Source organism: Pseudomonas sp. P4_C8 (genome assembly GCF_056401975.1).
The window spans coordinates 37,227-62,099 of the sequence record NZ_JBFUIH010000016.1; the positions used below are offsets into that span (position 1 = coordinate 37,227).

At 58.4% G+C, this 24,873-nt stretch carries 22 protein-coding genes; all 22 read right to left on the minus strand.

Annotation, left to right across the window (positions count from 1 at the left end):
• Positions 1 to 100 precede the first annotated feature (100 nt).
• Positions 101 to 1,396: a flagellar hook-length control protein FliK gene (locus tag AC1DWM_RS12295; RefSeq protein WP_477795278.1), complete on the minus strand. Its 1,296-nt coding sequence runs from the start codon at positions 1,394 to 1,396 to the stop codon at positions 101 to 103.
• Between the two features lie 104 nt (positions 1,397 to 1,500).
• Complete coding sequence (locus AC1DWM_RS12300) at positions 1,501 to 1,848, minus strand: Hpt domain-containing protein (RefSeq protein WP_477795279.1); 348 nt, start codon at positions 1,846 to 1,848, stop codon at positions 1,501 to 1,503.
• 30 nt (positions 1,849 to 1,878) lie between these two features.
• Positions 1,879 to 3,582 (minus strand): ATP-binding SpoIIE family protein phosphatase, encoded by a 1,704-nt coding sequence (locus AC1DWM_RS12305; RefSeq protein ID WP_477795280.1) that lies wholly within the window; start codon positions 3,580 to 3,582, stop codon positions 1,879 to 1,881.
• 5 nt (positions 3,583 to 3,587) lie between these two features.
• Positions 3,588 to 3,887, minus strand: a complete 300-nt coding sequence (locus tag AC1DWM_RS12310) for an STAS domain-containing protein (RefSeq protein WP_223517063.1) — start codon at positions 3,885 to 3,887, stop codon at positions 3,588 to 3,590.
• Between the two features lie 18 nt (positions 3,888 to 3,905).
• Positions 3,906 to 4,355 carry a flagellar export protein FliJ gene (fliJ, locus tag AC1DWM_RS12315; RefSeq protein ID WP_223517061.1) on the minus strand — a complete coding sequence of 150 codons (450 nt, stop codon included), beginning with the start codon at positions 4,353 to 4,355 and terminating at the stop codon, positions 3,906 to 3,908.
• A gap of 6 nt (positions 4,356 to 4,361) precedes the next feature.
• Positions 4,362 to 5,720: a flagellar protein export ATPase FliI gene (gene fliI, locus AC1DWM_RS12320; RefSeq protein ID WP_223517059.1), complete on the minus strand. Its 1,359-nt coding sequence runs from the start codon at positions 5,718 to 5,720 to the stop codon at positions 4,362 to 4,364.
• The gene (gene fliH, locus AC1DWM_RS12325; protein WP_477795281.1) at positions 5,710 to 6,510 is read right to left on the minus strand and encodes a flagellar assembly protein FliH; all 801 of its coding nucleotides are present in this window, start codon (positions 6,508 to 6,510) and stop codon (positions 5,710 to 5,712) included. The genes fliI and fliH overlap by 11 nt, the downstream gene beginning before the upstream one ends.
• A 7-nt stretch (positions 6,511 to 6,517) precedes the next feature.
• Entirely contained in the window at positions 6,518 to 7,537 is a 1,020-nt protein-coding gene (gene fliG, locus AC1DWM_RS12330; protein WP_223517055.1) for a flagellar motor switch protein FliG, read from the minus strand.
• Positions 7,530 to 9,311: a flagellar basal-body MS-ring/collar protein FliF gene (gene fliF, locus AC1DWM_RS12335; protein ID WP_223517053.1), complete on the minus strand. Its 1,782-nt coding sequence runs from the start codon at positions 9,309 to 9,311 to the stop codon at positions 7,530 to 7,532. The genes fliG and fliF overlap by 8 nt, the downstream gene beginning before the upstream one ends.
• A 14-nt stretch (positions 9,312 to 9,325) precedes the next feature.
• Complete coding sequence (gene fliE / locus AC1DWM_RS12340) at positions 9,326 to 9,655, minus strand: flagellar hook-basal body complex protein FliE (RefSeq protein ID WP_007948901.1); 330 nt, start codon at positions 9,653 to 9,655, stop codon at positions 9,326 to 9,328.
• A gap of 239 nt (positions 9,656 to 9,894) precedes the next feature.
• The gene (locus AC1DWM_RS12345; protein WP_477795282.1) at positions 9,895 to 11,280 is read right to left on the minus strand and encodes a sigma-54-dependent transcriptional regulator; all 1,386 of its coding nucleotides are present in this window, start codon (positions 11,278 to 11,280) and stop codon (positions 9,895 to 9,897) included.
• A gap of 5 nt (positions 11,281 to 11,285) precedes the next feature.
• On the minus strand, positions 11,286 to 12,506 hold the full coding sequence (locus AC1DWM_RS12350; protein WP_223517049.1) for a sensor histidine kinase: 1,221 nt from the start codon (positions 12,504 to 12,506) through the stop codon (positions 11,286 to 11,288).
• A 110-nt stretch (positions 12,507 to 12,616) separates the two neighbouring features.
• Positions 12,617 to 14,092 (minus strand): sigma-54 dependent transcriptional regulator, encoded by a 1,476-nt coding sequence (locus tag AC1DWM_RS12355; protein ID WP_223517048.1) that lies wholly within the window; start codon positions 14,090 to 14,092, stop codon positions 12,617 to 12,619.
• Positions 14,093 to 14,265: 173 nt separating this feature from the next.
• Positions 14,266 to 14,562, minus strand: coding sequence for a flagellar protein FliT (fliT, locus tag AC1DWM_RS12360; protein WP_477795283.1), 297 nt, complete (start codon positions 14,560 to 14,562; stop codon positions 14,266 to 14,268).
• Positions 14,563 to 14,586: 24 nt separating this feature from the next.
• Positions 14,587 to 14,976, minus strand: a complete 390-nt coding sequence (gene fliS / locus AC1DWM_RS12365) for a flagellar export chaperone FliS (RefSeq protein WP_477795284.1) — start codon at positions 14,974 to 14,976, stop codon at positions 14,587 to 14,589.
• Between the two features lie 155 nt (positions 14,977 to 15,131).
• Positions 15,132 to 16,517: a flagellar filament capping protein FliD gene (gene fliD / locus AC1DWM_RS12370; protein ID WP_477795285.1), complete on the minus strand. Its 1,386-nt coding sequence runs from the start codon at positions 16,515 to 16,517 to the stop codon at positions 15,132 to 15,134.
• 81 nt (positions 16,518 to 16,598) lie between these two features.
• Positions 16,599 to 16,949, minus strand: coding sequence for a flagellar protein FlaG (locus AC1DWM_RS12375; protein WP_477795286.1), 351 nt, complete (start codon positions 16,947 to 16,949; stop codon positions 16,599 to 16,601).
• A 74-nt stretch (positions 16,950 to 17,023) separates the two neighbouring features.
• Complete coding sequence (locus AC1DWM_RS12380; protein ID WP_477795287.1) at positions 17,024 to 18,445, minus strand: flagellin N-terminal helical domain-containing protein; 1,422 nt, start codon at positions 18,443 to 18,445, stop codon at positions 17,024 to 17,026.
• A gap of 249 nt (positions 18,446 to 18,694) precedes the next feature.
• Positions 18,695 to 19,624, minus strand: a complete 930-nt coding sequence (locus AC1DWM_RS12385; protein ID WP_477795288.1) for a ketoacyl-ACP synthase III — start codon at positions 19,622 to 19,624, stop codon at positions 18,695 to 18,697.
• A 312-nt stretch (positions 19,625 to 19,936) separates the two neighbouring features.
• Complete coding sequence (locus AC1DWM_RS12390; RefSeq protein WP_477795289.1) at positions 19,937 to 21,526, minus strand: flagellar hook-associated protein 3; 1,590 nt, start codon at positions 21,524 to 21,526, stop codon at positions 19,937 to 19,939.
• A gap of 13 nt (positions 21,527 to 21,539) precedes the next feature.
• Positions 21,540 to 23,552: a flagellar hook-associated protein FlgK gene (gene flgK, locus AC1DWM_RS12395; RefSeq protein WP_477795290.1), complete on the minus strand. Its 2,013-nt coding sequence runs from the start codon at positions 23,550 to 23,552 to the stop codon at positions 21,540 to 21,542.
• A gap of 23 nt (positions 23,553 to 23,575) precedes the next feature.
• Complete coding sequence (gene flgJ, locus AC1DWM_RS12400) at positions 23,576 to 24,871, minus strand: flagellar assembly peptidoglycan hydrolase FlgJ (protein ID WP_477795291.1); 1,296 nt, start codon at positions 24,869 to 24,871, stop codon at positions 23,576 to 23,578.
• Positions 24,872 to 24,873 lie beyond the last annotated feature (2 nt).

Genomic DNA, 24,873 nt, shown 5'->3' on the forward strand with positions numbered 1-24,873 from the left:
GCGAGCCTGCTCGCGAAGGCTGCTTCACATCCAACAAAGTTGTTGGCTGATACACCGCTTTCGCGAGCAGGCTCGCTCCCACAAGGGGTCCTGCGTTTTATCAGGCGTAGTAGTCGACGGCGCTGGAGCCGATCACGCTGGTAGCGGCTTCCGACACCTCTGCCACAGACGGCGCAAGCTCATCATCCATGGAATCAACGCGACCGCCGCTGGCGCTGGTGCGACCTGCCTGCCCCTGTTGCGCCTGATCCTGCCCCTGCCCCTGGCCTTGCCAGCCACGCGACTGATCAGACACGTTGACGTCGACCTGCCCCATGCCCTGTTGCGTGAACATGTCACGCAGTCGATGCATTTGGCTGTCCAGCGCTTCGCGTACGCCTGGATGGGCGCTCATGAAGGTGACCTGGGTCTGCTGGTCCGGAACCATGTTCACCCGAATGTCGAGGCGACCCAGTTCGGCCGGTTGCAACTGAATATCGGCCGCCTTGAGGTTGGCGCTGGAGAGGTACATGACGCGGTTGACCACTTCTTCGGTCCAGCCACTCTGATGCATGGCGATTGGCTGATTCACCGGCAACGCGTTGGCCGTTTTAGGTGTGGCCGCTTGAGTCAATGCCGCCAGGCGGTTGGCGAAGTCATCGACACGGGTATCACTGCTGGCGGATTTCAGGTCTTTCAGGCCGTCATCGATGAGACCGCTGAACGCTTTCTCGCCGCCTTGACTGGTGCTGTCCTTGTCGGTTTGTACGTCGAGCATATTCGCCATGCCGGCAGCAAAGCTCTGCACCGAGGTCGGTTCGCTGTCAGCCTGGGCCTGGGTCGCAGATGGTTTGGGCTGGGCCTGGCTGGAAGCGGAAACGTGACCACTTTGCTCCATGGCCAAACGCACTGCCGGCAGTGCATCAAGCGGATCGGCTTCAGGATCGAAGTCGCTGCCGGTGGTTGCAGTGGCTGGCACCGAAACGGCAGCTACAGGCGCCGCGACCTGCGGTTGCACTGCAGCCATCAAGGCCGGGGCAAGGGACGGATCCATTGGGGTGGTGTCGACCACCGGCGCCTCAATGGTATCCGGCGCGAGATCGTTGGCATCCTCGACCGGCGCCGGTTTTTCGGCGGGCAAGGAGTTGCCGCTATCGGCAACCGCAGGTTCCGGGGCGGCAGCGTTGTCGCTGCTAACGTCGGATTTTGCGGTGCCTTGTGCAGCGGTGTCAGTTGCCGGCGTGGCGGATTTATTCGCGCCCGCAGCAGGCTTGTCCTGAGCCTGATTGGCATAAACCTTAGCGAAGCTGGACGCCTTGTCCCCGGGCTCAGCAGCCGCCGCCGGGGTATTGGCGGAAACGGCGAGTGTCTTGGCCGCTGGGCTGGCCTGAAGAAGGGAATTTGGGGTAACGGGCATGAAACGGTCTCCGCTGCACTGGATCGTAGGTACAGTTGAGTGAGTTGACTGCAAGGGTCGGGCCATCATGACCAAAGCGGCGTTAAAAGCATCGAATGGTCGGATTAACCGGACAGAGATCGCTGCCTTTCAGCCTCATAAAGCGGCCGGATGATGGCGAATTCGCCGTCGATGCTTTGAACCAGTGTTTCAATCTCCGCCAAATTTTTTTGCTTGGCATGCTGCTCCAGCTCATGGCACAGCGCAGCCAGGCGAACGGCGCCCATGTTGCTGCTGCTGCCCTTGAAACTGTGCGCAGTGGCGCCTAACCGTTCGGCATCGTCAGCCTGCCGCAGCAGACTCAAGCGCTCTTCGGAATCGGCGAGAAAGGTATCGAGCAATTCTGGATACCCGTCTCCCATAATTTCCTGCAACGCGCTCAGCACGTCACAGTCCAGATGTGTGTCAGCCACTTGTTCACTCCTTGATCAAGAATCCGTGAATTATGCCAGAGCGTCCCAGAAAAACTCCACGCACGCACTGCGCCCCTCGTCAGACCAGCTCGCATTACGGCCCAACTGGCGGACAAGGCTGACGCCACGGCCCGAGAGACGGACACTATCAAGCGACCGCTCCAGCACCCGCGCCACGTCAAAACCATTGCCACTGTCTTCAACCCGAACAGTCAGGCAACCGCCCTTGCCTTCTGGCGTGACCTGCAAATGCACCCGCACATAACCGTCCTGCAATGCATCCAGCCGCTCGTTGCGCTGAAGATAATAGCGTGCAAAGCCCGATGCATCGCTCTTGAGGCTTGAATCCAGACCCAGCACGCCGTGCTCCAGTGCATTGGAATACAACTCGGCGAGCACACTGTAGAGCGCGCCGCTTTGAGCCCGCAACCCGTGAACCTCAAGCAGTAACTGCAACAGGTAGGGCAACGGATTGAAACGCTTGAGGGTAGCGGCGCGGAACTCAAAACTTGCCGACCAGTCCAGTGGACAGGACTGGCCGCTGTCGGAGTACACCAGCGCAGGCGGGGTCAGTAGCGCCGCCTCCAGCAGACTGACCTCGACCATGCTCACGTCATCGCGGGCTTCGCCACCAAAATCCCGCAGGGCCTGTTCGATTTCCTCGAACAGCGTGTCAGGCTGACGATTGGCCGCAAACACCTGCCGCAACCGCTCCACGCCAAACAATTGTTCATCGCCATCACACGTGTCGATGACCCCGTCGGACAGCAGGAACACTCGATCCCCGACAGCCATCGGGAACACTTCGGTGCGGTCATCGAAGGTTTGCAGGCTCAGCACGCCCAGTGGCAGGTGACGCGCTGTCAGCGGCTTGCGCTCCCCCGTGGCGATAGTATGCAAATAGCCGTCCGGCATTCCGCCATTCCAGACCTCCACCGAGCGTCGTTGAAAGCTCAAACACAGCAAGGTGGCGCAGCAGAACATGTCCACCGGCAGGATGCGTTTGAGCTTGGCGTTCATCTCACGCAGGGTTTCAGGCAAGCCGTAGCCCTTGGCCGTCATGCCGTAGAAGACTTCGGCCAGTGGCATGGCGCCCACGGCCGCTGGTAAACCATGGCCGGTGAAGTCCCCCAACAGCACATGCATATCACCGGCCGGGGTGAAGGCGGCCAACAGCAGATCACCATTGAACAGCGCGTAAGGCGATTGCAGGTAGCGGATGTTCGGCGCACTCAGACAGCCGGAATGTGCGACCTTGTCGAATACCGCCTTGGCCACCCGCTGTTCATTGAGCAAATACTCGTGATGTTTGGCGATCTGGTCACGCTGCTGCAGCACGGTGGCCTGCAAGCGGCGCAAGCGATCCATCGCCTTGATCTTGGCCGCCAGAATGACCGGGTTGTACGGCTTTGCCAGAAAGTCATCGCCGCCAGCCTCCAGGCATCGGGCCAGGGCTTCGCTTTCGCTGAGCGAGGTCAGGAAGATGATCGGCACCAGGGTTTCCCCGGCCAGCAACTTGATCTGCCGCGCGGCCTCGAAACCGTCCATCACCGGCATCATGGCGTCCATCAACACCAGGTGCGGTCGCTGCTCACGAAATGCGTCGACCGCCTCCGCACCGTTGGCGGCCGTCAACACGTCATGACCTTGGCGGCGGACGATGTGAGACAGCAGCATGCGATCGGCCGCGCTGTCTTCGGCGATGAGGATCGTCAGGGGTTCGAGTGACTGCATGGCAGTCAACTGATGCCGAACAGTTTGTCGAAATTGGAGATGGCGAGGATCTTCCTCACGTCCGAACTGCAGTTGACCACGCGAATATCGGAATCGTCGCCACCGGCGTGATCCCGCAGCAGGAGCAACATGCCCAGCGCCGAGCTATCGAGGTAGGTCGCTTCTTTCAAGTCGACGACGACCGCCGAGAGCGCCTTATCTTCGTAAGACTCACGAAACTCCCGATGCTTGGTGAAATCGAATCGTCCCTTGATCGAAATCGTCAGCTTTTTCCCATCCTGGGAGACTTCTTTATGGACTGTCATTTAACCGCTTCCGATTGTTCAATACGGATCATGCCTGGGCAAGCGCTGCGACAACTCATCCAGCAATTTCTGCTCGCGCTTGTCTTCCAACTGCTGCGCCTCATCTCTGTAACGCTGTACAAGTTTTCGCAAGCCTTCGACACGCGCGAATGCCTGCTGCCAGGTGTCGCGCGCCTTGCTCAGGTTGTTCTGGTGCCAGTTCAGGCTTTGGCGCTGCTGATCGATGGCGGTGCCCAGTTGCGCCAGAAAGCCCTGATACCCAAGCAGCCACTGGCCGGAAACGCCACTGCTGCCGCGCACGATCCATTGTTCCTGGTATTCGAGGCGGAAGGCTTCAAGGTCGGCGAGCTTGCTTTCTGCCACGCGCACCTGGCCCTGAAAATGCCCGAGGCGCAGGACGGCGGTTTTCTCGGCCTTTTCGGCCATGTCCACCACCGGCGCCAGGCGCGCGGCTCGACTCACGGCCATGCTCGGTTAGCCGCCCGCTGCCGGAGCGAAGATGGAAGCGAGATGGTTTACGCTGGCGCCCATGCCGATGTTGTCGTTCAAACCCTGACGCAGGTAAGTGACCATGGCCGGCTGGAGCGAAATCGCCGTGTCGGTTTCACGATCACCGCCCGGCACATAAGCACCGACACTGATCAAATCACGACTCTGCTGATAGCGAGACCAGTACTGCTTGAACATCTGCGCGCGAGTCATGTGTTCCGGGCTGACGACCGACGGCATGACCCGGCTGATGGACGCTTCGATATCGATGGCCGGGTAATGACCCTCTTCAGCCAGTCGGCGCGACAACACGATGTGCCCGTCGAGCACGCCACGCGCGGCATCGGCAATCGGGTCCTGCTGATCATCGCCTTCGGACAACACGGTATAGAACGCCGTGATCGAACCACCGCCCTTCTCGGCGTTACCGGCGCGCTCCACCAGTTTTGGCAACTTGGCGAATACCGACGGCGGATACCCCTTGGTGGCCGGCGGTTCGCCAATGGCCAGGGCAATTTCCCGCTGGGCCTGGGCGAAACGGGTCAGGGAATCCATGAGCAACAGGACGTTCTTGCCCTTGTCGCGGAAATACTCGGCGATGCGCGTGCAGTACATCGCCGCGCGCAGACGCATCAGCGGCGCATCGTCGGCCGGCGACGCCACAACCACGGAACGCTTGAGCCCTTCTTCACCGAGGCTGTGCTCGATGAATTCCTTGACTTCGCGACCCCGTTCACCGATCAGCCCGACCACGATAATGTCGGCCTCGGTGAAGCGAGTCATCATGCCCAACAGCACCGATTTACCGACACCGGTACCGGCGAACAGCCCGAGCCGCTGGCCGCGACCGACCGTCAACAAACCGTTGATGGTGCGAATACCCACATCCAGCGGTTCGCTGATCGGTTCACGCTTGAGCGGGTTGATGGTGGGACCGTCCATCGACACCCAGTCTTCGGCTTTCATCCCGCCTTTGCCGTCCAGCGCACGACCGGCGCCATCGAGCACCCGACCCAGCATGCTCATGCCCATTGGCAAGCGGCCGGTATCGGCCAGCGGGACCACCCGGGCACCGGGGGCAATGCCGGCAACGCTGCCTACAGGCATCAGGAAGACTTTGCTGCCGGAGAAACCCATGACCTCGGCTTCGACCTGCACCGGGTGATAGCTGTCGTCGTTGATGACTATGCAGCGGCTACCCATGGCAGCGCGCAAGCCTTCAGCTTCGAGGGTCAGGCCGACCATGCGCAGCAAGCGGCCTTCCAGAACCGGCGCGCCGGCAAGCTCCGTGGCCTCGGCGTAACCGCCCAGGCGCTTGGCGAAGCTGGTGCGATCAAGGCGCATCGGGGTCGTCCAGTTGCGGCTCGACAGCAGGCGTTTCGTCGACCGGCAATTCCAGGCTCAAATCCGGCGCAGACGGGTGCAACGCCTGATCGTGTAGCTGATCGAGCAGCTTGGCCATGACTTGGGCAACGCGGGTTTCGACGGTGGCGTCAATTCGGCTGTGTTCCGTCTCAACTCGGCAACCGCCGGGCAACAACGACTCGTCTTCGACGATGCGCCAGGTTTCTTCATGGCGTTCGCGCAACGCTTTGACTTGTGCGAAGTCCTGCGGATTGATGTACAAGCGCACATTGCCCGCGCCTAAAGGCAAGAGCTTGAGCGCTTCACGCATGACGTGTTCAATCTGCGTCGAATCGATGGCCAGTTCGCGCTGAATCACTTGTTTGGTGATGTGCTGCACGAGGTCGACCAGCGACTTTTCAATCTGGGTGTCCTGCTCGGCGATAGGCTCGAACAGGTTGACCATCAGTTGCTCCAGCCCCGCGATTTTCGGCGCCAGTGCCGTTTCGGCTTCCTGACGAACCTTGAGCGTGGTGCTGTGAAAACCTTCTTTCTCGCCCACGGCGAAGCCTTCGTTGTAGGCGTCCTGGCGAATCGCTTCGAGTTCTTCGAGGGTCAGTGGCTGGACTTCGTCCAGCGGCACTTCTTCCATCTCTGGCGGCTCGGGCTCAGGTTCAGGCTCGGGCTCTGGCACGAAAGGGTCGAAACTGGGCAGCGCCCAGACGTCGAAAGCGGCAACGTGCTTGCCACGAATCAGGTCGGTCTGGGACTCATCATGTTTGGACGACATAGTGACCTTAAATCATCTCTTCGCCGCCCTTCCCGCCGAGAACGATTTCTCCGGCTTCGGCCATACGGCGGGCAATGGTGAGGATTTCTTTCTGCGCGGTTTCCACATCGCTGACACGCACCGGGCCTTTGGCCTCGAGGTCGTCGCGCAACAGTTCGGCCGCCCGTTTGGACATGTTCTTGAAGATCTTTTCCTTGACGCCTTCGTCCGACCCCTTGAGGGCCAGCACCAGCACGTCGGAGGACACTTCGCGCAGCAACGCCTGAATCCCGCGGTCGTCGACATCGGACAGGTTGTTGAACACAAACATGAGGTCTTCGATCTGACCGGACAGGTCTTCGTCAACTTCGCGGATCGAGTCCATCAGCTGACCTTCGATCGAGCTGTCGAGGAAGTTCATGATGTCGGCCGCGCGCTTGATGCCACCCAGGTTGGTGCGCGAGGCATTCGAGTTGCCGGAGAACTGCTTCTCGAGAATCTGGTTGAGTTCTTTCAGGGCCGCCGGCTGCACGGTGTTCAGCGAGGAGACTCGTAGAATGATGTCCAGTCGGACCTTGTGGTCGAAGTTTCCGAGTACTTCGCCGGCCTGATCCGGGTCGAGATACGCCACCACGATCGCCTGGATCTGTGGATGCTCGTAACGGATCACGTCGGCGACGGCGCGCGGCTCCATCCACTTCAGGCTGTCGAGGCCACTGGTGTTGCCACCCAAGAGGATGCGATCGATCAGGCCGTTGGCCTTGTCTTCGCCCAAGGCCTGGGTAAGCATTTTGCGCACGTAGTCGTCGGAGCCGACGCCCAGGCTGGTCTGGTCGCCGACGATGTCGACGAACTCGCTCATGACCTGCTCGACTTGCTCGCGGTGCACGTTGCCCATCTGGGCCATCGCCACACCCACGCGCTGGACCTCTTTAGGACCCATGTGACGCAATACCTGGGCAGCATCGGTCGAACCGAGGGACAGCAGCAGAATCGCGGCTTTGTCGACCTTGGACAGTTTGGCGGCAACGGCTCGGTTATCACTCATCTGCGTTAATCCACTCTTTCACGACCTGGGCCACACGACCCGGATCTTCTGCCACCAGACTCTTGATTGCATTCAACTGTGCGTCATAGCCTTCGCTCGGGCTTGGCAGCAGGATGCTTTGCGGGCCGCCGAGGCTGACGCGGTCGTTGGCCAGTTCGCCGTCCAGGCCGCCCATGCCACCCAACTCGACGTCGCTGCCGACCAGTTGCTTATCTTTGCCGCCACCGGTGATGTTGTTGAGTACCGGACGCAGCACGCCGAACACCAACACCAGGATGAACAAGACACCCAGCAATTGCTTGACGATGTCCCAGAACCACGGCTGCGAGTAGAACGGAATATCGGCAATCACTTCACCGCGTTCTGCGGAGAACGGCATGTTGATCACGCTGACGCTATCGCCACGGCTGGCATCGAAACCGACCGCGTCCTGCACCAGACGGGTGAAGCGCGCCAATTCATCGGCAGTCCACGGTGCCCGGGTAGTTTCGCCGTTGGCGGCGTTAACCTTGACCTGATCGTCCACCACCACCGACACCGACAGGCGATTCAGTCGGCCCTGCTGTTGCTTGGTGTGGCTGATGGAGCGGTCGAGTTCGAAGTTCTTGGTGGATTGTTGACGCTTGTCTGCCGGGTACGGCGCCAGCATGGGCTGACCGGTGGCAGGGTCCATGATTTGTTGACCGTTGGCATCGATCAACGGCTGACCTGGCTGCACCATGCCGGCCGAAGCAGCAGTGCCACCGGTGGATTGCGGTGCAGAGGCTGGCGACGGCGGCTGGTTGCTCAAGGCACCCGGCACACCTTGCGGGCCATTGCTGGCGGTGCGTTGTTCGTTGACCGACTGCTCGCTGCGCAACGCCGGTTGATCAGGGTTGAACTGCTCGGAGGTTGACTCGACGGCACTGAAATCGACGTCGGCTGACACTTCAGCCTTATAACGATCGTTGCCCAGCACCGGTTGCAGGATGTTGTGCACGCGCTGGGTCAGCATGCTTTCCATGCGGCGGCTGTAATCGAATTGCTTGCCGGCCATGCTCAGTTCGGAGTTTTCCGCCTGATCCGACAGCAGGTTGCCCTTCTGGTCGACGACGGTGATCTGCGACTTGCTCAGTTCAGGAACACTGGTCGCGACTAGGTTGATGATCGCGACCACTTGACCGGGCTCCAGCGAGCGACCGGAATACAGTTCAACCAGAACCGAAGCGCTCGGCTTGCGTTCGTCACGCACGAACACCGAACTTTTCGGAATCGCCAGGTGCACGCGGGCGCCCTTGACGTTGTTCAGGCTGGAAATGGTGCGCGCCAGTTCGCCTTCGAGGCCACGACGATAACGGGTCGCTTCCATGAACTGGCTGGTCCCGAGGCCTTGGTCCTTGTCGAGGATTTCAAAGCCGATGTTGCCATCGCTGGGAGTGACACCAGCCGCCGCGAGCTTCAGTCGCGCACGGGACAAATCATCGGCCTTGACCAGCAAAGCGCCAGAGTTCGGTTCAACGGTGTAAGGAATATCGGCGGAGGCCAGGGTATCCATGACCTGCTTGGCGTCCATACCGGCAAGGCTGCCATACAGAGGCCGGTAGTCCGGTTGCTGAGACCACAGCACCACGGCAAAACCAATCGCCACGCTCGCAGCCAGGCCGACCAACAGGCCCACCTGACGCAACATGGTCATCTCGGAGAGGTTTTCCAGGAAGGACAACCCAAACAGCGGCGGTTTGCCGTCTATTGGAGTGACCTTGGCCGGAACGTTATCGGCGACTGCTTCTGCCATGACTCAATTTGTCCTTAAACCGGCATCTGCATGATGTCTTGGTAAGCCTGAACCAGCTTGTTACGCACTTGCGTCAACGCCTGGAAAGACACGCTAGCCTTCTGCGAGGAAATCATGACGTCCGTCAGGTCGACGCCGCTCTTGCCGATCTCGAAAGCACTGGCCAACTGAGTGGACGCCTGCTGAGTGTCGTTCACTTTATTGACGGCTTGACCGAGCATGTCGGAAAAGCTGCTGCCACCCAGTTCAGGGACTGCGGCAGTCGATTTAGGCGCAGACATGGCATCCATTTGCATGGAACGCATATCCAGCATCAACCGATTAAATTCAATACCTTGGCTCATGATCCACTCTCGTTGACGACCCGCAATTTTTTGACACTCACTCGGCGGGTAGTGAGGTGTTAGCAACAAGGGTGCCAGCTACGCGACCACGCCAAACAAAAGCCCTCTCCAGACTTCACACAAACTTCTGTAGGAGCTGGCTTGCCAGCGAAGTCGGCGTCACGGCCACCATTGATTCGCTGGCAAGCCAGCTCCTACAGAAGTTTGTGTTGCAGCGTGAATGGTTGTTCGCCAAACCTTCAGGTGGCGAACAAACAGGCTTCCACATCCATTCCGGCATCACGCATCTGCGCCAGCTTGTAGCGCAACGTACGCGGACTGATGCCCAGTCGCTCGGCAGCTTCCTTGCGACGGCCGCGCTCAGAACGCAGGGTATCGATGATCATCTGGAATTCGCGGCGCCGCAGATCATCGCCCAGTGCGCCGGCCGATTCAGCGTCAACTTCTACGGCGCGTACCGGTGCGACTACCCATGTTGGCAACGGCGCACACGCAACCGGCCCGGACAAACAGAAATCCTGCGGCTGGATCAAACCGCCCTGCTGCAGAATCAAGGCCCGCTGGATCGCATTGTCCAGCTCACGCACATTGCCAGGCCACGGATAACCGATCAGGCACGCCTGCGCTTCGGGCGACAGTCGCGCAGCTGCATGCTTCATTTTATTGACGTGTTTGGCCAACAGTCGCTCGGCCAGCGGCAGGATGTCCGCAGTGCGCTCGCGCAGCGGACGCCAGGCCAGCGGAAACACCGACAGCCGATAGTAAAGGTCTTCACGAAAACGCCCCGCCGCCACTTCGCCGGCCAGATCGCGGTTGGTGGTGGCCACGACCCGAATGTCCAGCGTGATCGTTTTGCGTGCGCCCACCCGCTCGACTTCACGCTCCTGCAAAACGCGCAGCAACTTGGCCTGAAGGCCGAGGGGCATTTCGGAAATTTCGTCGAGCAGAATCGTGCCGCCGTCAGCTTGTTCGAACTTGCCGGCCTGCGCTGAAATGGCACCCGTGAACGAACCCTTTTCGTGACCGAACAACGTGGCTTCAAGCATGTTGTCGGGGATCGCTGCGCAGTTGATCGCAATAAATGGCTGACTGGCGCGATGGGAATGCTGATGAATGTAGCGCGCCAACACTTCTTTGCCGGTGCCGGACTCGCCCGAGATGAGTACCGTGGAATCACTGCGTGCCACTCTGGTGGCCAACTCCAGCAATTGCGCGCTGGCCGGTTCGAACGCGATCGGCCCTTCGCCGTCGACCGCACCGAGATTGCCCAATGCATGACGCGCCACCAAATCAAGCAATGCCTTGGGCTCGAACGGTTTGACCAGATAATCCGCCGCCCCCTGGCGCATCGCATCGACTGCCCGTTCGACGGCACCATGGGCCGTCATCAGCAGCACCGGCAATTGCGGATGACGCGCCCGCAGCAAACCGAGCAGCTGGTGCCCGTCCATGCCCGGCATATTGACGTCACTGATCACCAGATTGAACGCCTCGACTGCCACCGCCGCCAACGCATCTTCTGCCGAACCGACCGCCTTGAAATCGTGCCCCGCCAGCATCAGCGTATCGGCCAATGCTTCGCGTAGCGCGCGGTCATCCTCGACCAGTAAAACCTTGATTGCCATGCCTTTCATTCCACTCCCCGGGCAATGGGCTTTTCACCCGAAAAAAGCGGCAGAATCACTTGAGCACACGTGCCCCGACCCGGCCGCGAACGCAGCTGCAATTCTCCCTGATGCGCACGCGCCACCGCCTTGACCACGGTCAGACCCAACCCGGTTCCAGTGGTTTTGGTGGTGAAAAACGGCTCGCCCAGACGTGCCAGAACGTGGCTGTCGATGCCACTGCCGCTGTCACTGACGCACACGCGCAGGGTGTTTTCACGGGTATAAAAGTGAACTTTCAAGCGGGCATCGCCGGCACTCGCCTGAATCGCATTCTCGACCAGATTGAGGATCGCCCCGATCAGCGTGTCGCGATTACACAGCAACTCGCCAGCGTGACTGTCGCACTGCCAACGGACTGACAGGTCTTGAACATGCGTCAGTGCTGCCGCTTGCAGCGATTGCATCAACTGTTTCGGCGTGATGCGATCGGTCAGCGGTAGCTCACCGCGCGCGAACACCAGCATGTCGCGAACCTGATGTTCCAGTTCATGCAAACGCTCTTTCAGGCGACCGGCAAAACGCTGCTGCGTAGCGACTGGCAGCTCTTGCTCAGCCAAGTGACTGGCATAAAGCAAAGCAGCTGACAACGGCGTACGAATTTGATGAGCCAGCGAGGCGACCATTCGGCCGAGGGAAGACAAGCGTTCGTGACGGGCCAGTTGATCTTGCAGGTGACGGGTTTCAGTCAGGTCGTTCAGCAGCACCAACTGACCCGGCTCAGCGTCCAGCGAGCGAGTGGCAATCGACAGACGCCGACCGTCCTTGAGAGAGATCTCATGACCGTCGTCTTTGCGAGGCGCGAAACAACGGGCGATGACCTGCCGCCAGAGCTCACCTTCGAGTGGCAGACCGAGCAATTCGTACGCCGCCGGGTTGGCTTCGCGCACAATGCCTTGGGCATCGATAACGATGACGCCGCCGGGCAACAGGTCGAGGAGATTTTGCAGACGATTAGCCAGGCGTTCTTTTTCCGCCAGCTCCTGCATGCGCTGCGCACTGACCACCGCCAACTCGCCCTTCAGCTCGGTGACACGGGCTTCAAGCAGGCTGTAGGAGTCGGTCAATTGACTCGACATCTGACTGAACAGCGCAAACGCCTGCTCAAGGCCAAGCCGGCTTGCCTGCTCTACGGACGACTGTCCCGAAGCGTCAGGGACAGGAGACAACTGGGCGGCTTGGGGCATTGTGCTCTCTCGCTTGGCTGACCGTCAGTTAAACGGAACGTTGCGAGGGACTTAGCAATACCCGTGCCTAAAAAAAACCGCCCAAATATGAAGGACTTGAAAAACAGGCGTCAATCATCTGCCTGTTCATCACCGTCGCGACGGCTCATGCCGTACTTGCGCATCTTCTCCACCAGCGTGGTGCGACGAATACGCAGGCGTTCAGCTGCGCGCGCCACAATGCCATTGGCATCATCCAGCGCTTGCTGAATCAGGCCCTGCTCCAGACCACCGAGGTAGTCCTTCAGGTCCAGGCCTTCCGGGGGCAGCATGGCAGTGGTGGTGAAGTCCGGGGAATGACCATTGATGGCCACCCGCTCTTCAAGATCACTGCGCAGGCTGTCGACCAACTGTTCGTCTTCGTCATCGACGTAGCGGAATTTCTTCGGCAACTCGACCACACCAATCACCCCGTACGGGTGCATGATCGCCATGCGCTCCACGAGGTTGGCGAGTTCGCGAACGTTGCCCGGCCAACCGTGACGACACAACGACATGATCGCGGCGGAATTGAAACGGATCGACCCGCGCTTCTCGTGCTCCATGCGCGAGATCAACTCGTTCATCAGCAACGGGATGTCTTCGACACGCTCACGCAGGGGCGCCATCTCGATCGGGAACACGTTCAGGCGGTAATACAAGTCTTCGCGGAACGTGCCGATCTCGATCATGCTTTCGAGATTCTTGTGGGTCGCGGCAATGATGCGCACGTCGACACTTTGGGTCTTGTTACTGCCCACGCGCTCGAAGGTGCGTTCCTGCAGAACACGCAGCAACTTGACCTGCATCGGCAGCGGCATGTCGCCGATTTCATCAAGAAACAGGGTGCCGCCGTTGGCCAGTTCGAAACGCCCGGCACGGCTGGTGATCGCCCCGGTGAAGGCACCCTTCTCGTGGCCGAACAATTCGCTTTCCAGCAACTCGGCCGGGATCGCCCCGCAGTTGACCGGAACGAACGGCGCGTCACGACGCCTGGAGTGATAGTGCAAGTTGCGCGCAACCACTTCCTTGCCGGTGCCGGACTCGCCAAGGATCAGTACGCTGGCGTCGGTGTCGGCCACTTGCTGCATCATCTGACGGACGTGTTGAATCGCCCGGCTGGTGCCGACAAGGCTGCGAAACAGATTAGGCTCACGGTGACGACCGCGCTCGCGGGCCTGGTCGTACATTTCGCGATAGACCTGGGCACGGTGCAGGGAGTCGAGCAATTTGCTGTAGCTGGGTGGCATTTCCAGGGTCGACAGCACTCGACGTCGCTGGTCCTCTGGCAAGTCAACGGAAGAATTATCGCCCATTAACAAAACCGGAAGGAACTCATCCCAGGTTGCGAGTGTCTTTAGCAAGCCCGCAAGTGCGCCAGGAGCATTGACCGTCCCGATGAGGACACAGATCACGTCACGACTTGAAGACAAAGAGCCGACAGCCTGCTGCCAGTCATGGCTACCACAGGGTAAATTTTCCTCACCAAGAAAATTTAAAATCACCGCTAAATCGCGGCGGCGGACGCTATCGTCATCAATCAGCAGAATTTTGGTTTCACGCCACATGCAATAGCAACTTCCCTAGTCAACTCAATGCCCAAAATGCTGGGGCAAGCTAAACGCTTGCAGGCCTGATATGCCTGAAGACGACTGAAATCTGGAACCAGCCACTAGTTAAGTCAAAAAACCGTGCACAGTCAAATTTATGGCGCACTATCATTGGATTAACTGAGGATTAATTAACCGAACAGATGGTAAACCTTTGCCGCGCTCTTCGCATGATTGATCTGAGACATTTCATCGACTATCGCCTGACGCTCGCCCATCGTCGCCGTCAATAAATCTTTGTATACCGCTAACAACCTTTCCAGATTGCTGCGCAATGCTTCTTCGTCGATAGGCGCCTCGCTCAGCACCTCGTCAACGCATTCTCGACAGGCCGTATCGAGTTCGCCGATAGCATCCCAATTGCGCGCCGCCAGGGCGTCGACAAGGGCTTCACGGGTTTCCTCTATTCGCCGCAGTGCTTGACTCATGACGTCATCCTTAGACCCGCAGGCCTATTGATTGGCAATTGCATCCCAACCGCTTTTCAGGGTTTCAAGCAAACCTGATACTTCGTCGATGATCGCCGCATCGCTATTGCGATTGGCTTCCATCAAGCGCGTCATCATGTAGGCGTACAAATTGTCGAGCTGCTGCAGCGAAGCCGGATCTTCGGTCTTTTCCGGGTTCAAGCCATCGCGCAGGCCGATGATGATGTCCACGGCCTTGCCCATCATCAACCCCTTGAGTGCGATGTCGCCACGCTCCATGGCGCCCTTGGCCTGAGCCATGCGGTCCAGTCCACCCTCCATCAGCAACTGCACCAGGCGGTGGGGGTTGGCTTCAGAGATCTGAGCATGGGAATTGACCTTCTGATATTGGCGAAGGGCTCTCATGGGGTTCATGTTTCTACCTCGTGACGGACAACAACTTGAAAGGGATTGCTCTGATCTTTATGTCGACTGATCGACCCATAACTTTAACGCAGACCCGCCACCAAAGAAAAAAACCCAGGCACTGTCATTTCAGACGGCCTGGGTTTTTTTATGCCTGATCCGGATCAGTCGGACTTGGGATTGTTCAGCGCATTCAATGTGGTCATGATGCTGTCGCTTTGAGCGCGCAGCTGAGCCACCAGGGAGTCCATCGCCGAGTACTTGGCGCTCAGGCTCGCTTGCAGGCTGGTCATGCGTGTATCGAGGGTTTCCTGCTGCTTCTTCAGGTCGTTCAGGCTGTCGCTCAAGCTCGCCGAACGCGCTGCAAAAACCCCGGTATTTTTCTGCGCGAAGCTGTCGGTCGCGGACTTCATGCGCGCAAGCAAACCGGTATCGCCTGTAAAGATCCCGTTGATATCGGCGGCATTGGTGAGCGCCGCCGCACCAAATACTTTGTCGTCGATCGACAGTAATCCTGTCTTCTGGTCGGTCTCGACTCCGAACTGTGCGAGGGACTTCATCTGACCGGTGCCACCCATGGCGTTCAACTCGGTACGTACCGAGGATACCAACGAACGCAAAGAGGCATCACCCGTGAGCGCGCCCGACGTCAAAGAACCATCGGCATTGGTAGTGACCTGGGTCTCGGTACTGATAGCCTTGATCAGCGCGTTGTAGGTGTCGACAAAACCCTTGACCGACGACTTCAGCGTCGTAGTGTCGGCTGACACGGTGATTGTGGAGGGCGTTGCCGCACCACCGCCGGACGGAACCGGAGAAACACCCGTCAGCTTGACGGTAATCCCGCTCACTGCGTCGGCAATGGTATTGGTTTTGGACTCCATTACCACGCCATCAAGTGTGTACTTGGCATTCTGTGGCGAAGCGAGGACCGAAGTGCCGGATTCCAGACCGGAGTTGCCCGACAAGGTCAGGTCCGAACCGACACCCGTGGTACTGGACGTCAGCACCATGCGAGAGCCATTGGCGTCGGTCAGGATGTTAGCGCTCAAGCCCTGGTTCGCGTACTGGGAGTTGATTGAGTCGCGAACCTGCTGCAACGTCGCGCCAGCTGGAATGCTGACATCAAAGGTGTTGCTGCCCTGCTTGATGCTCAGCGTGGACGGCACCGAACCGGCGTTTACCACCGAAGAAGCGCCGCCGGTGAAGACCTTGGTGGAAATTTTCGAAGCCGTTGCCAACTGGGTAACCAACAGCGAGAAATTGCCCGGTGCCGCACCTGTACCCGTGGTTACGGTGGCGACTTTTTCATCGGAGGACGAACCGCTCAACCCGCTGAAGCTGGAGGCGGTCTTCATGTTATCCAACGCACCACGGAAGGCATCCAGCGCCGCCTGGATTTTGCCAATGGACGATAGCGAGGTGGTTGCTTTCAGCGTCTGATTGTTGATTTGCGTCTGTTTTGGCGCTCTTTCGGAGTCCACCAAAGACTTCACAATCGCTTGGGTATCGATGTTCGAACCAATACCGCTAACCGATGTACCCGCCATCCTCTCTCTCCTTATCCAGTGGCTGCCGTTTTCTTGACCGGGAACGTCTTAAACGGTAACAACAACAAAATTCATGCCAGTTCAGACTTTGTCGTTAAACAACAAACTACTGGCGTCCGACAGGCTTTGTGCCAGTTTAAGTGCAGCTTCCGACGGGATCTGACGAATCACGAGTCCCGTTTCGGTGGCGATGACCTTGACCACGACCCGGCCGGTGGAATCATCAATGGAAAAATCCAGATTGCGCTGGGCAGCCTGGACGAACTCCTGAATATCAGTCACGGCCTTTTCCAGCTCGTCGCGCTTGGGCTCGGAGCCCGACGATTCGACGGCTTCAGCCTTGGGCTGATCCTGTTTGCCGGTAACAGACGGCGTTGCGCTCTGCTGGGCAACCGCGGGATAAGACAGGTTCAACTTGACGCTCATGTCCATGTTAAATCTCCTCATCGCTTAAAAGACAAAAGGGCACGTAAACGCGCCCTTCCGTCATTCACCAACTACTGGAATTAACCCAGCAGTTTCAGCACAGCCGATGGCAGCTGGTTAGCCTGGGACAGGATCGCGGTGGACGCCTGTTGCAGGGTTTGCTGCTTGGTCAACTGAGCAGTTTCGGCCGCGAAGTCAACGTCCTGGATCACGCCACGAGCAGCAGTGGAGTTGTCCGAGATGCTGCGCAGGTTCGATACAGTGCTGTCGAAACGGTTTTGTACAGCACCGAGGTCAGCACGCTGGGAGTCGATGTTGGCGATTGCCTGGGTGATCACATCAACTGCGTCTTGCGCGTTCGCCGCAGTGGTCACGTCAGTGTTGGAAACAGCTAATTTGGCAGAGGCGGTAGTGGCACCGAACAAATCAGCCACAGTCGCTGCGGTACCACTAACAGAATAACCGTTGGTGGAGTTCAGCTTCATAGCACCAGTGGCAATTACACCTGCGGCAATGGCCGTAGAGGCACCGAGAGTACCAGCACCGTTTTTGGTTGCAATCGAGATACCAAGAGCGCCGGCGTCACCAGCAGTGAAACTGATGTTCTCACCAGTGTCGGACTTAATCGACAAGCCAGTTTTGGCATCGTTATTAACACTGATACCCAGTTTTGCTGCGTTGGACTTCAACTGTTCAGCCATATCGGCAGCACTAGTTACGCCAACAAAGGCTACCGAAGCACCACCCACCTTCATGGTGAAGTTAGCAGGAGTAGCTGCGTTGACAACAGCAGCGTTAAAGGTGAACTGGGCTTCAGTGCTGGCAGTGGCACTCAGACCACCGATAGCGCCGTTAAACTGAGCTGCGGTAGTCTTAGCAGAGTCAGCAGTGCCGATAGTCAAAGTTGCTGTCTGACCACTACCAACAATAGTGACAGAACCAGTGGTCACACCAGCGCCCGGCTTGATGGAAGCACTCTTCATCTGCTGTGAGCCGATGTTGTTAGCCGATACATCGCCCAGAGTCATGTTGATGGTCTGGTTGGAGTTAGCACCAACCTGGAAAGCAGTAGTACCGAAAGAACCGTCCAACAGGTTACGACCACCGAAAGTAGTGGTGGTAGCGATACGGGTCAGTTCGGAAGTCAGAGCCGAGTATTCAGCGTTGTTCGACTTACGGTCTTCAGCGCTTGGCGAGCCGTTCGCGGAAGCCAGAGCCAGAGTACGCATTTTCTGCAGGATGTTGGTGGATTCTTGCATCGCGCCTTCAGCTGTTTGCGCGATGGAGATACCGTCACCGGCGTTCTTGATGGCAGTGCCCAGGCCGTTGATTTGGCTGGTCAGACGGTTGGAAATTTGCAGGCCAGCCGCGTCATCTTTTGCGCTGTTGATACGCAGGCCGGAGGACAGGCGCTGCATGGAGGTCTGCAGGTTACCGGAAGCTTTGTTCAGGTTGTTCTGAACGGTCAAGGAAGCAAGGTTGGTGTTTACGGTTAAAGCCATGACGAAATCCTCGTTGGATGGATACTGCGGCTTCCGGCCCTGGCAACCGCCGGGTGTGGCCTAGAGAACCTACGTAATAGTTATCGTCGTGATGCGGCTTTGCTTGAGCAGTTTTTTGAAAATTTTTAGTGGCAGGGTGCCAGCCCTTTATTTTCATGGCTTGGGAGCCAGAAAATCGGCGCCAGAAAAACGCAAAACGCCCGGCAACTCAGGTTGCCGGGCGTTTTTTTACGTCGATGGTTGAGCGGGTCAGCCGCGATAGAGAATCGCCGAGCCCCACGACAAACCGACACCGAAGCCACTGATGGCCACGCGCGTCCACTTGGAATCGAAAACGTGGTTCTGCAGCAATAGCGGAATGCTCGACGACACCGTGTTACCGGTTTCGAGCATGTCCTTGACGAACTTCTCCGGCTCACCTTCTTCGAAGCGGCGTGCCACGGCATCGACGATGGCCGCACTGCCTTGGTGAATGCAGAAGGCATCGATATCAGCCGCCTGCAAATTGGATTCTTCCAGCAACTCATGCAAATGCGCCGGGACTTTCAACAAAGCAAAGTTGAACACCTGGCGACCATTCATGAAGAACACCCCGTCGCTGACCTTCAGGTGCGGCGCGCCGGAACCGTCAGTGCCGAACTTCGACTTGCCAAGTTGCCAGACCGCATTTTCGCCCATCCAGGTGGCGGTAGCGGCATCGCCGAACAGCATGGTGGTGTTGCGATCTTCCGGATCGACGATCTTCGAATAAGGATCGGCAGTGATCAGCAGGCCATTTTTCAGCCCTGCCGCTTCCATGAAGCCTTTGATTACATAGATGCCGTAAACGTAGCCGGAGCAGCCCAGGGAAATATCGAATGCAGCGACATGCGTCGGTAAGCCCAGCTTGTCCTGAACGATTGCAGCGGTGTGCGGCAACCCTTCTTCATCGCCGTTCTGGGTGACGACGATCAAGCAGTCGATGGCTTCACGTTTTAATTCGGGACTGGCGGCGAACAGCGCATTGGCTGCTTCGACACACAGGTCGGACGTTTCCTGATCGGCACCCATGCGCGGTAAAAACGCAGAACCGATTTTTCCTAGAATAAAGGTTTCGTCCTTGTCGAACTTTGCACCCTGGGCGTAATTATCAATCCCGGCTGCCGGCACGTAACTCGCTATATTTTTTATGCCAATCATTATGGCTTCCCAATAATAAACAGCTGAACATCGCCGCTCGCTGAATCGAGGGCGTCTACAGTCAGGGCTGGCCCCCAGAGGAGGCATCGTCGGGGCTCAAGCACACACCTTGAACAACCCGCCACCTTCACCGCCCGCAGACAGGATACAGTGAAGATGYGCGTTTTGACTGACGGGTCACTCAGAGATCGCTGCTTTCTTTGATTTTGTGGTCCGGATCCAACCCCAAACGGCCTCGCCTCTTCTCAAAAAAAAGTGAAAAAAAAGCCAGCCCCCTTTGACAGGGACTGGCTGCGAGCGGTCAAGACCGACTCAGAGCTTGTTGAACAGGCTCAACTGGGAAACCCTGGCGAATGCCAACTGCGCGGCCTGCAGCATGGTTTGCTGCAAGGTCAGGCGGGTCAGCACTTCCGCCGGATCAGCGTTCTTGATCGAGTTGCTTGTCGATTCGTTGATCAGGCTGGTGCTGGTGTTCTGATCAGTCTGCATGTCCATCATATTGCCCCGGGCACCGATCGCGCCACGAGCCAGGTCGACCTGATTCTTGCCGTTGTTCAGGTTGGCAATGGACGACGCTATCGTGTCTTCCAGAAAGCGCTGGGCGGTCGGGTTACCCTGGGTTGGCGAGTCGAGCGCCGAGCGCAACTGGCTAATGGTGTCGAGGACGTTCTGGGTCTGGTGTGTGTTGACCGCGATATCGAACTGATCACCCGCATTGAGCACACCCGGCGGGGTGCCGCCAGTGAGGGTGAAGTCAACTCCGGCCGCTGTTGCCACGCCTGCCACCACGGTCCCGGAGGTTACCGGCGTACTGCTGCTGGTCAACGGGCGGGCATAGAGTTCAAAGGTCCCGGGGCCGGTAAACTTCATGACCGCCCCGCCTTCAGGGAAGAAACTGTTGTAATCAGCGGTGTTGCTCACTGTTGCGTTGCTCATGACAACCGTCGAGACGTTGCTCGGGGCACGGTTGCTGACGAAGCTGTCCGGTTTGGCCGACAACTCGAAACTGTGAGTGGCGATGAAGCCATCGATGTTGGTGGCGTTATCGCCAGCCTGTGGGGTGATGTCCAGCTTGAACGTCACACCACGGAAGTTGATGTCGGAACCGCCCTCGGCATTCGGGTCGAACACGCCCCCCTGAGTCGATTCTGCGGTTCTGTCATTGCCCGCGGCATCGGTGATTACGTACTGGGTGCTGCTGGTGAACTGCAACTTGTAAGGCTCGCCGCTGCGGAAGTTCGCATCAAAGGCCGGACCAGAGCTCACCAGACCTGGCGACAGCTTCACGCGCCCGTCATCCACTGGCGGCGTGAGCATGGTGGTCGAACTGCGGGCAGCGTTGATCGCCTGCTGGAAAACATCCCAACCGGTATCATTCAAACCCAGCGACATCGAATCGCCAATTTTCAGCTCCAGCTGAGTCTGGTCACCCTGATAGCTGTAGGTGCCGTCGCTGTTGCGCACAAACGGTTGAGTGTTGTTGCTGGCGCCGGAGAAGATGTACTTGCCGTTGGCGTCCTTGCTGTTCATCAAACTCAGCAATTGTTCTTCGGACTGTTTGAGTTCTGCAGCAATGGATTTACGGTCATCGTCGTTCAACGAACCACCACCGGCACGCACCGCCAACTCGCTGACTTTTTGCAGCACGTTGTTGATGCTGTCCAGCACGCTTTCTTCTTGAACTTGAGCCGTGTTCAACGCGTTGATGTTAGTTGTGTACTGACCCAACATGGCTTTTTGCTGTTCGAGTTGCAGCAACCGGGCCGCACCGACAGGATCATCCGCTGCCGTTTCAAGCTTGATGCCGCTGCTGGCTTGCTCGGCCGTCTTCATCACGTTATTGAGGTTGCGAGAGTAGTTGGCAGCCGTCGTCGCGTAATACTGTGCGGTAGAAATTCGCATGTTCTACGGCTCCTTAAAGGGCATTGATCAGAGTGCTGAAAGTTTCCTGCGCAGCCTTGATGATCTGCGAAGAGGCCGTGTAGTACTGTTGATACTTGGTCAGATTACCGGCCTCTTCATCGAGGTCGACACCCGACATCGAGTCACGGGCGTTTCGGGCACCGGTCAAGATGGTGTCAGTGGCTGTGCCATCCATTTGAGCCTGCTTGGCCTGGGAGCCGACGTTCGACACCAGACCACCATACGCATCGGTAAAACTCACACCCGGGTTGGTGGCCGTGGCGCCAACCGTCGCCTTGGTTTGCAGACCGAGCAACGCCTGAGCGTTGCGGTTGTCGGTGCTGTCGGCCGAAGTCATGGAAATATTGAAACTGTCACCTGAAGCAGGGCTGCCGCTGACGGTCATCCCCACACTGAAGGTTTTGGCATTGCCACCGGCATCGGTGTAAGGCACCGCAATATTCAAGTCGTTGTTCTGGCCAGGCACGATGTTGCCGGTGCCGATGCTGGTGCCTTTGGCGTCGAACACTTCATAGGCAGTGGCGCTGGTCATGAGCATGCGAACCGGCATCGATGCCTTGACCGCAGTCTGTACTTCGAGACGCTGGGCCGGATCGTAGATATCCAGGGCAGTGTTCAGTTTCGCCTGGCTGACAGCACCGGTGCCGTCATTGCCCGAGGCCTTGGTGGACGTCAGCGGAGCGGCCGTGGCCAGGGTTTTGGCGTCGGTCATGACCGTGGTCATGTCTGCGGCGGCACTGCGCGACGGGGTAATCTTGAAACTGTCGCCGGCGGTGACCGAACCCGCGTTCAGGCTCAGGCTGAAGCCATCGATGACCGGATCAGCGGCAGGCGGTGTGGCGAAGGCGAAGTTGCCCATGTTGGTGTTATCGGACAGGCGACGCACGTTGTAGCCCGTGGCAGTGATGCTCACCTGATAATCGCTGGCTTGCAGCTTGCTTGTGTCCTTGATGGTGACGTTCAGGTTGCCAGAAGCCGGATCGTTGTCCGCATTGGCAATGCTGCGCTGACTGATGGCCGCCGCGCTGTTGATGTTGTTGAACAACGCCGCGCCGAAGTTGCCGTTCTGATCCAGGCCCTGCCCCAGTTGCTTGTTGACCTGATCGGCCACGACCATGGCGATGCGACCCAGGTCATTGACCGCTGGCGTCAGCACTTCATTGCGATAACGCACCAACCCGCCTATCTCGCCACCGCTCATCACGTTGGTGATGTCGATCGACGAACCGTTGCGATCCATGATGATCGAGGAACGGCTCGGGTCGGACGGGTCGACGCCCACACGCAACTTGTTGACGGTATCGCCGACGACCAGCGGCTGGCCGCTGCCCAGGTAAATATCCAGTTGGCCTTCGGTCTGGGTGACCTGCGTGCCGATCAGTTCGTTGAGTTGGCGAATGGTTTCGGTGCGCTGGTCCAGCAACTCGTTGGGCGTGCCACCCGAACCACTGACTTCATTGATTTTCTTGTTGTAGGCCGCGACGGTCGAGGCCAGCTTGTTGACCTGCTCGGCCATCGAGCCCAACTGATCGTTGATATAAGTGCTCTGCTGAGTCAACTGCCGGGACAAAGTATTGAAGCGGCCGCTCAAGCCTTGGGCATTGGTCAACAGGGCCTGACGTGCAGCGTTGTCGTTGGAGTTGGCGGACAGCGTCTGCAACGATGAGAAGAACGATTGCAGCGTTTTGGTAATACCGGTGCCACTGTCAGACAGCAACTTGTCCAATTGAGTGGCTTGCCCCAGATAAGCCTGCGCGTCACCGTTGAGCGAAGTAGTGGTCTGCAACTGCGAATCGAGGTAGCTGTTGTACACCCGACGCACATCGGCCAAGGTCGTACCGGTGCCGATGAACACATTGCCATACTGAATAGAGCCTTTGCTGCCCTGCACAGTTTGTTGGCGCGAGTACCCGACGGTATCGACGTTGGAAATGTTGTTACCGGTAGTCACCAACGAAGCGTGGCTAGCGGCCAGACCCGACATCCCGATATTGAGCAAACTCATGGTTCAGACCTTATGCCTTGTGCCTATAAAGGCGTGGTGGAAGCGCTCGCTGCAGCGTAGTTTTGGTAACTCGTCATCTGCTTGGCGATCTGCGAGATCTTGCTTGCGTAATCCGGGTCGGTTGCATACCCGGCCTTCTGCAACTCGCGTACAAACTGTTCTGGGTTGTCGGCAGACTTCACGACATCTTGATAGCGATTATTGTTTTGCAACAAAGTCACGAGGTCATGGAAGCTGTCTTTGTAGGAGTCATAGGAACGGAACTCGGCCGTCTCCTTGACCATCTCTCCGTTACGGAATTCGCTGGTGATTGCCCGCGCCGAATCACCCTTCCAACTGCTACCGGTCTTGATGCCGAACAGGTTGTGGCTGCTGCTGCCATCCTGGGCACGCATGACCGATTTACCCCAACCGGTTTCCAGGGCGGCCTGGGCCACCAGGTAACGCGGATCGACGCCAATACGCTCGGCCGCTTCCTTGGCCATCGGCAGCATGGTGTTGACGAATTCGTCGGCGGAACTGAAAGCTTTCTTTGGCGGTGCCAAGGGAATCTGCGCCATGGCACGGCCGTAAATCTGCAGGCGCCCGCTCGATTTGGTGTCTGTTTGCGAGGCCAGCCAATCGCCGTTGAACAGCGGGCCGGCACCGGTTGCGACCGTCGGCGTCGCGGCGTCTCGCTCAGGCAACAAGGGTTTGCTGGCAGTCGCTGTGGTCGTGGCCGAAGGCACCAAACCGGCGAGCAAGCGATCCGCCAGTTTCGGCGGCAAGGCCAGACGGCGCTGATTGATCAGCTCCATGTCATTGCGATGCGCGCCCTCGCCTGTCGGCGCTTTCACCGAACGCGATGCCCACAACGGACGCTGACCATTGAGCCGCGACAGCGGACCGTCGGTGGCCACAGTGCCTGCCGCGATCGGCGTCGACACCGCCGCTTTCGCCGCTTCCTGCTTGGCGGCAGAAAGGGCCGCCGCCTCACCGGGCGCCAGCGGTTTGTTCTTCGACATCTGGCGCATCAGCACGTCTGCCAGACCAATACCACCGCCTTCGCGGGACATGGAAATGGCCAACTGCTGGTCGTACATTTCCTGGTATTGCTTGGCCGCCGGGGTGTTGAGCGGGTTGTCCTGGCCCAGCGCTTCAGTGGCCGAACGCATGGACTTGAGCATTTCCCCAAGGAACAGCGATTCGAACTCCTGCGCAACCTTACGCATGTTGCCGTCACTGTTCTTGTCGCCCACCTTGAGCTGGTTCAAGCGATTCAAGTCCGAATAGGAACCGGAGTCGCTGCTGCTGACCAGACCACTTTTGCGCATATCCATGA